This is a genomic window from Streptomyces sp. NPDC031426 (assembly GCF_055581585.1).
This window is the reverse complement of record NZ_JBVIJE010000062.1, coordinates 1-7,177: the sequence shown is the minus strand read 5'-3', so window position 1 is coordinate 7,177 and position 7,177 is coordinate 1. Positions and strand designations below refer to the sequence as shown.

At 65.5% G+C, this 7,177-nt stretch carries 5 protein-coding genes and 3 pseudogenes; 1 reads left to right on the top strand and 7 read right to left on the bottom strand.

The window, feature by feature from the left end:
• Window positions 1–312 precede the first annotated feature (312 nt).
• The 5 genes and pseudogenes from ACZ5NH_RS44410 to ACZ5NH_RS44390 form a co-directional block, all read right to left on the bottom strand.
• A complete protein-coding gene (locus ACZ5NH_RS44410; protein WP_468784053.1) occupies window positions 313–867 on the bottom strand; it encodes a GNAT family N-acetyltransferase in 555 nt (184 codons plus the stop codon).
• A 42-nt stretch (window positions 868–909) separates the two neighbouring features.
• Window positions 910–1,226, bottom strand: a pseudogene (locus ACZ5NH_RS44405) (transposase); the annotation flags it as partial.
• A gap of 17 nt (window positions 1,227–1,243) precedes the next feature.
• Window positions 1,244–2,302, bottom strand: a complete 1,059-nt coding sequence (locus ACZ5NH_RS44400; RefSeq protein WP_468784061.1) for an IS110 family RNA-guided transposase — start codon at window positions 2,300–2,302, stop codon at window positions 1,244–1,246.
• A gap of 200 nt (window positions 2,303–2,502) precedes the next feature.
• Window positions 2,503–3,543 carry an IS630 family transposase gene (locus ACZ5NH_RS44395; protein ID WP_468784052.1) on the bottom strand — a complete coding sequence of 347 codons (1,041 nt, stop codon included), beginning with the start codon at window positions 3,541–3,543 and terminating at the stop codon, window positions 2,503–2,505.
• Window positions 3,544–3,612: 69 nt separating this feature from the next.
• A complete protein-coding gene (locus ACZ5NH_RS44390) occupies window positions 3,613–4,605 on the bottom strand; it encodes a 4,5-dihydroxyphthalate decarboxylase (protein ID WP_468784050.1) in 993 nt (330 codons plus the stop codon).
• A 99-nt stretch (window positions 4,606–4,704) separates the two neighbouring features.
• On the opposite strand from ACZ5NH_RS44390, the gene ACZ5NH_RS44385 reads away from it, so the two are divergent.
• Complete coding sequence (locus tag ACZ5NH_RS44385; protein ID WP_468784048.1) at window positions 4,705–5,352, top strand: TetR/AcrR family transcriptional regulator; 648 nt, start codon at window positions 4,705–4,707, stop codon at window positions 5,350–5,352.
• A gap of 39 nt (window positions 5,353–5,391) precedes the next feature.
• Here ACZ5NH_RS44385 and ACZ5NH_RS44380 read toward each other — a convergent pair.
• A pseudogene (locus tag ACZ5NH_RS44380) lies at window positions 5,392–5,535 on the bottom strand (IS5 family transposase); the annotation flags it as partial.
• Between the two features lie 108 nt (window positions 5,536–5,643).
• A pseudogene (locus ACZ5NH_RS44375) lies at window positions 5,644–7,086 on the bottom strand (reverse transcriptase/maturase family protein); the annotation flags it as partial.
• Window positions 7,087–7,177: the final 91 nt, after the last annotated feature.

Genomic DNA, 7,177 nt, shown 5'->3' with positions numbered 1-7,177 from the left:
CTGGGGGTGGGGGGGGGGGGGGGGGGGGGGGGTTGTGTTTTTTTTGGGGTGGGGGGGGGGGGGTTTTTTTTGGGTTTTTGGCGCCGCTAGGCGGCGCCAGGACCAGGCGAAGCACCGCAGCAACGGGGCCTCACCTGCGTCGCCATCGCCGCCTACATCCGATGGCGCAACGCGCGTGCCGATCCTAAGACCCGCTTCGCTCCCGACTCCCATCCGTACGTGGACTCAGCACCCGGCCAAGGCCGCGTGACGAGTCCGCCGGACCTGGCCCGAGCAGAACCGTCCGCGCAGGCGCCAATCCGCCCTACGCCGTCACTCCGAGACGGGCATGACCAGCGTCTCCACGAAGTCGACGGCGCCTTCACGCCGGTAGAAGCGCAGGGCACCGTCGTTGCCTGCCATGACGGAGATCTTCATGACCTGGACACCCGACTCGGCGAGACGCTGGCGGGCGGCCCTGAGCAGGGCCTGCCCGACTCTGGCGCCGCGGACCTCGTCATCGACCACGAGGGTTTCCAGGACGCCGACTTGGTCTCCCCACTGCCATGATCCCAGGGCGTGGAGTATGCGCACTACCGCATAGCCGAGTAGGTGATCTCCATCCCGAGCGACCATTACCGCGGTGAGCGGCTCCTGCATCCATTCGAGGTACTGCCCCCGTCGCAGACGCCATGAGTCCTTACGCGAGCGAACCGCGCCCAGAGCCGCCAGATGTGGGGCCTCCCGGCTGTGGTGGACCAAGAGCTGCCCCCAGAGGCGCTCCAAACAGTCCACTTCAGAGGAAGCCAAGACGTCGATCACGGGATTCACGCCGGGAAGCGTAGCCAGCGAAGCCCCTTGGCCCCAATGGATTACCGGGTCAACCATCCGAGCAGAGCCACTAGTGTGATGCGCCAGAAATCATGAGGGTTAGTTGGTCTTGGTTTGGCTGTTGGGTGGGGTGATCCTGGCGAGGTAGTCGGCGAGGGACTTGAGGATCTCGTCGGCGGTCTTGGTCCAGGTGAATGGTCTGGGGTTCTCGTTCCAGGTGTCGATCCAGTCGCGGATGTCGTTCTCGAGGGCCTGGACGGAGGTGTGGACGCCGCGGCGATGAGTTTGTCCGTCAGCAGGCCGAACCACCGCTCGACCTGGTTGATCCATGAGGAGCCGGTCGGTGTGAAGTGGACGTGGAAGCGAGGGTGTCGGGCGAGCCACTGCTGGATCTCGGGGGTCTTGTGGGTGACGTAGAAGCCCCTATGTTTCGTCAAGCCGCAGAAGAGGGCTGGATGTGGCGGTAGAGCTCGCGGGCGACGTACCGCTTGAGGCATCGGATGATCTCGCGCTTGGACATGCCCTCGGCGGTGCGTCGCTGCAGGTACTTCTGGGTGCGTTCGTCCCAGCGTATGCGGGTCATCACGATGCGGTAGAGGGCGGCATTCGCCTGGCGGTTGCCGCCGCGGTTCAGGCGCCGTCGTTGTGTCTTGCCGGAGGACTGCTCGACCGGGCTGACGCCGCACAGGGCGGCGAAGGATCCCTCGTCAGTGATCCGGTCAGGGTTGTCACCTGCGGCGATGAGGAGGACTGCGGCGCTGTCGGGCCCGACACCGATCAGGTCCAGCATCTGGGGCCGGCAGGAGCGGACGGCCCTGGTGGTGCGCCGGGTGAGCTCTTTGACCTCGTCGGACAGGTGCTGGACTCTGCGGGCGAGCAGGCGCATCGTGAAGACGGCCTCGCCCCGGTCACCGGCATCGAGGGCCGCGCAGGTGGCGACCAGCGCAGGATTGCTCAGGCCGGTGAGCAGTTCGCGCAGGTCCGGGTCGATGGCCAGCAGGACGGCCTTGAGCTGGTTCAGTGCCTGGGTGCGGGCCTTGACGGCCGATTCCTTGGCCAGCCGCAGGACCCGCATGTCCGCTGCCGGGCCATCCGCGGTCTTCGGCACGGTGGTGGCGCGTCCGGACAGCACGGCGCGAGCGGCTGCGTCGGCGTCGACGGCGTCTGTCTTGCCGCGCTTGCGCCGGGTGGCACGGTCGGGCTGGTTGATTTCGACGACCTCGATGCCTTCCCTGCGCAGGTACCGGGTCAGCGCGGATCCGTAGGACCCCGTGCATTCGACACCGGCCCGATGTAGGACGCCGAACGACCGTGCCCAAGCCAGCAGTTGATGATATCCGGCGGCGGTGGCCGGGAACTCCTGGTGGGCGAGCGAGGCGCCCAGGGTTGTGATGACGGCGGCAACGTGGATGTCCTTGTGGGTGTCCACGCCCAGCACCACCTCCTCGGCCGCGTCCGGGACTGGCTGCGCGGGCAGCGTCGCCTGGGGCATGCTGGTGACGGTCACGAGGCTCCCTTTGGACTGGGTCTGGTGGCTGACACCGGTCCGGTGGGCGGTCAGAACTGTGACGGTGCTTTGTGCGGCAAAGCCCCTATCGGGACACGTTCACCGGGCCGGCGGCAGTACGTCACCGCGGGGGGCCGGAGCCGACAGTTCTACACCAAGGCATCTTTGGCCAGTTGTCACACGGGTCAGGCTCCGGCCCCCTGCGGCACCCCATGATCCTCACAGTTGTCACACACCAGGTGGACGTCGAGTGCGGCGGGCACTGCCTTGTCTATCGTGACCAGAAACTTCTTGAACTCCCTGGCCCGGTGGCGGCGGTGGAGTTCGCCGATGACGGTGCCATCAGCGATGTTGAAGGCGGCGAACAGGCTGGTGATGCCGTGCCGCAGGTAGTCGTGGGTACGCCGCTCGGGCATCCCGGGCATCATCGGCAGCACCGGCTGTGAGCGGTCCAGCGCCTGGATCTGGCTCTTCTCGTCGACGCATAACACCACTGCCCGCTCTGGTGGGTTGTGATACAGCCCGACAACATCGACGACTTTCTCGATGAACTGCGGGTCGGTGGAGAGCTTGAAGGCGTCCTGCAGGTGCGGCTTGAGGTCGAACCTCTTCCAGATCCGCCCGATGGTGGACTTCGACAGTCCGGTGCGGGCGGCCATGGAGGCCCGAGACCAGTGGGTGTCCTTGCCCGGGGCGGACTCCAGGGTCGCGACGATGATGTCTTCGACCTGGTCGAGCAGAATCGAGGGCGGCCTGCCGGTGCGTGGTTCGTCCTGCAGGCCGTCGAGGCGATCGGCCACGAAGCGGGCTCGCCAGCGGTCCACGGTCGACTGGTCCACCCCCAGATCGGCTGCGACTTGCTTGTTCGTCACGCCCTCGGCGCACCGCAGCACGATCTTCGCCCGCAGCGCGAGGTACTGGGCGGTCTTCGCCCGCCTCGACCAGCGAACCAGCTGGGCCCGCTCGTCCTCGGTCAGGACCAGCTCAGACTTCGGCCGGCCGATGGGGCCCTCGTCCTCAAGTCCCGCCAGCCGCTCAGCAGCGAACTTCCCGCGCCACTTGCGGACCGTCTTCACGCCGGCGCCGACAACCTGCGCAGCACCCGCATTCGACATCCCGTCAGCGCACGCCAGGATGATTCGGGCCCGCTCAGCCGTGCGCCGGTCCGGCAGCCCCGCCCGGCGCACAAGTTCGACACGCTCGTCCTCAGAAAGAACGATCTCCACAGCCGCAGGACCTCGATGCGCCACGGAAAGAAGGTATCAACTAACCCTCGTGATTTCTGGCGCATCACACTAGGTGTCGAGGAACTCGGGGATGAAGATGTCGCGGCTGGTCAGCAGGCGCTTGGAGAGGCCCTGCTCGTGGTGGTAGCGCAGGAAGGTGTCGACCGCCTTGCGGTTCGCGTGCAGGCCGTAGGGCCACCAGTCCTCGCCGAGCAGGCTGTGGTTGTGCTCGAACAGGCTGCTGAACCAGGGGGTCACCAGGCTCATGTGCTGCTTCGGGGCGTCCTCGATGTATTTGCGTTCGGCCAGGTCCTTGGCCTTGAGGAAGGCGCGGTAGACCGAGCGCAGGTCCTCGGAACGGTGCACCAGGTCCTTGCGGACCGCGACGATGTGCATCGGGGGGAAGATCCCGGTGCGCCGGTAGTAGTCGCGCTCGACGTTCTCATAGTCGGGGAAGAGCCGGACGATCTTCGTCGATCCCCGCACCATAGCCTGGGGCACGTCGACCGAGATGAGCGCGTCGATCTCTCCGGACTCGAGCATGGCGCCCAGGGTCTGGCCGTCGTCGGCGTGCCGCACGTGCACGCCGTCCGGCACCGGCTGTGGGAGCCAGTCGAACGCGGGGATGGGATGGTTGGTGCCGCCGATGACCCAGCGGCACTGGTCGGCGGTCACGCCGTACTCGTCCGACAGGATGCCCTTGGGCCAGACCCCGGCGTCGTGTCCGAAGAGGGCGAACTCGCCGAGTGTCTTGCCGGCGAGGTCCTGCGGCTTCTCGATCCCCGCCTCGGTGTTCACGAAGATGGCGGAGTGCCGGAAGTTGCGGTTCGGGAAGATCGGCAGCGCCATGAATGGCGCGTCCTCCAGGTCGAAGGTGCGCAGAAAGTAGGTCAAGCCGAGTTCCGCTATCTCGTAGCGGCCTTCGAGCATGTGCCGGAAGAGGTCCGAGACCAGGGGCTCCGTCTCAAGGGCGGCGTCCACCCCGTCGATCTTCACGCGGCCGTCGAAGAGCGCCTCGGTGTGCTCGTACCGGTAGGTGCCGATGGTCAGCTCGATGCTCATCAAGATCCTCGCTTCCGTGAATGACCTTTCATTTTCACGATGGGCCCGATATGGTCCCATGTCAAGATGAATGATCATTCACTTTGAGGGAGGCGGGCCATGCCGCGCATCACGCCCGAGCGTCGGGAAGCCAAGCGTGCACAGATCGTGGCGGCAGCGCGCCGGTGTTTCGCGCGGGGCGGCTTCCACCAGACCTCGATGCCGGACATCGCCGCCGCAGCCGGTGTCTCTGCGGGTGCCCCCTACCGCTACTTCGCGAGCAAGGAGGAGATCATCCTGGCCATCGCCGCGGACGCCTTCCGGCTGATCTTCGAGCCGATGGAACGGGTGGCCGTGGCCGCTGACGCCCCTTCCCTGGGCGACCTGGTCGCCGCCTCCCTTCAGGCACTGGGTGCCGAGACCGTCACAGACGCCGCAGGGCAGGTGGTGCCGGTCGAGGAACTGCTGCAGTGCGTCGTGCAGACCTGGTCGGAACTGCTGCGCAACGACGGCCTGCACGCCCGCGCCCTGGAGGGCTTCGAAAGGGTCCGTCGCAGCATCGCCGACGCCCTGCGCCGCGGACAAGCGGCGGGCGCTGTCCAAACCGTGGAGCCGGAGAGCGGCGCACGGGTATTGATCGGTCTGCTGCACGGATTCCTGCTCCAGCGTGTGGCCTTCGGCTTGACCGACACGGCGGGATTCAACGACGCCGTCCGGGGGTTGCTCGACGGAGCCGAGCGCCCGGACACCACTCCTTTTCCGGACTAAAAGAGCGTTTTGTCCCGGCGAGGTTGTTTGGTTCGAGGTTCAGGTGTCGCGCCAGTTCGGGGTCGATTCGCGGGTGAGTCGTCGGCTTATGAGGTCGATCATCGCGACGTGGATTATGGCTTCGGAGCGGTGGGGGTGGGTCTCGTAATCGCGTGCGAGACGGCGGTGGTGCATCAGCCAGCCGGTTGGGTCGGCCGCGCGGCGAGGTGCTCGCTGTGGGCGAGTCCTGTTCCGCGCGGCCTCCCGCCGAACCGGACATGACGGTTTCCCGGTCATCCGGCTCTCCAGTGACTACTGCGTGAATGGTCTGGCTGGCCGTTCTGAGTGGATACGGTCGTGGCAGGTGTCGCAGGCCACGACGGTTTTGCGGCGCCGGTGAAGCATGACGCGCGCCCAGTCGGAAGGCTGCCATCCGGCGTGAGCGAGGTCGGCGAGAGCACGGACGTGGTGCACCTGAACGTTGCCCTTGCTTCCGCAGATCTCGCAGGTATCCGCCAGGAGCCTCGCGATGAGTTCCTTCTGCGGATAGTCCACTCGAACCGGCTCGTGGTCGGCGAGTTCCGCCGTTCGCTGCCGTTGGAGGGGAATCCCACCGAACCGTGCCACCAATGGTTTCCTGTTCTTCCGCTCGATACGGGCCTCGAAGCAGACTCGCGGCCCGTTGGGCGTGTCTATTCTGACCTTGTGCTTGGCTGCCATCTTCGACACTGTCGAACGGTGCTTGGCCGCAAGGGTCTTGAGCATGGAGGTTTCCATGACCCATTGCAGTCGGTGCAGCCGGAAAACATCTCCGGCAAGCAGGTAGTACTGGACAATGCCCCGGTAAACGGTCCCGAAGGTTGCCACGATCGCGTGATCGCCGCTGTTAGTCAGGGCCGTCTTCTTCGCGGGTTTTCCGCGCGCGAGATAGGGGGCGCACTTGGCTTTGATCACATCCCGTGGGACGCGGAGAGCGATCTGGCCGTTGACCCGACGGTAACGGCTAGTCTTCTTCGTGTCGTTGTGCTGGGTCGTGATCTCGTAGCCGAGGAACCTCGCTGCCCCGGTGCGGGCGTGAGTGATCAGCGTCTTTTCCTGGGACAGTTCCAACTTGAGTTCGTCGCGCAGAAACTGGGCCAGGCACTGCTTGATCTGCTCGGCCTCGGCTTTCGGTCCGGTGAAACCAAGGAGATGATCGTCGGCATAGCGTATGTAGCGCAGCCTGCGATATGCCGGATCATTCGGATCCGCACTCGGCAGTCTGACCATCCGTTGACGCAGCGCACGGGCCTGGACCCGGTCACCGCGCCGACAGGCTTTCGCCAGCAGATTCTGCAACTCCAGATAGGCCGGGTTCCTGGCCCGGCGCTTTCCTCGGGTGTACTCCGGAATCAGAACTGTCTCAGCGAACTCGTCCAACTTGTGCAGGTAGATGTTGGACAGAACCGGGGAGGCCACTCCGCCTTGCGACGCTCCGGAGAGCGTGGCACCCCACTTCCAGTCCTCCAGATATCCGGCCTTGAGCATGTTGCGCACCAGCCGCAGAAACCGCTGGTCATGGATCTTCTCGCCGAGGATCGACAGCAGGACCTGGTGGTCCAGACTGCCGAAGCAGTCGGCGATGTCCCCTTCGATGAACCAGGACGTCCCGGTCCAGGTGTGGTCCACTTCTCGCAAAGCAGTGTGGCAGCCACGGCGGGGACGGAATCCATGGGACCGATCGGAAAACGTCGGCTCGTAATACGCCTCTAAGACGTCGTCTCATTTGGAGTGTTGGGTAATCTGCACCGTGTGGTGATGGTCGAACGCATGGTGCCGGACGGGTTGTGGGAGCTGTTCCAGCGGG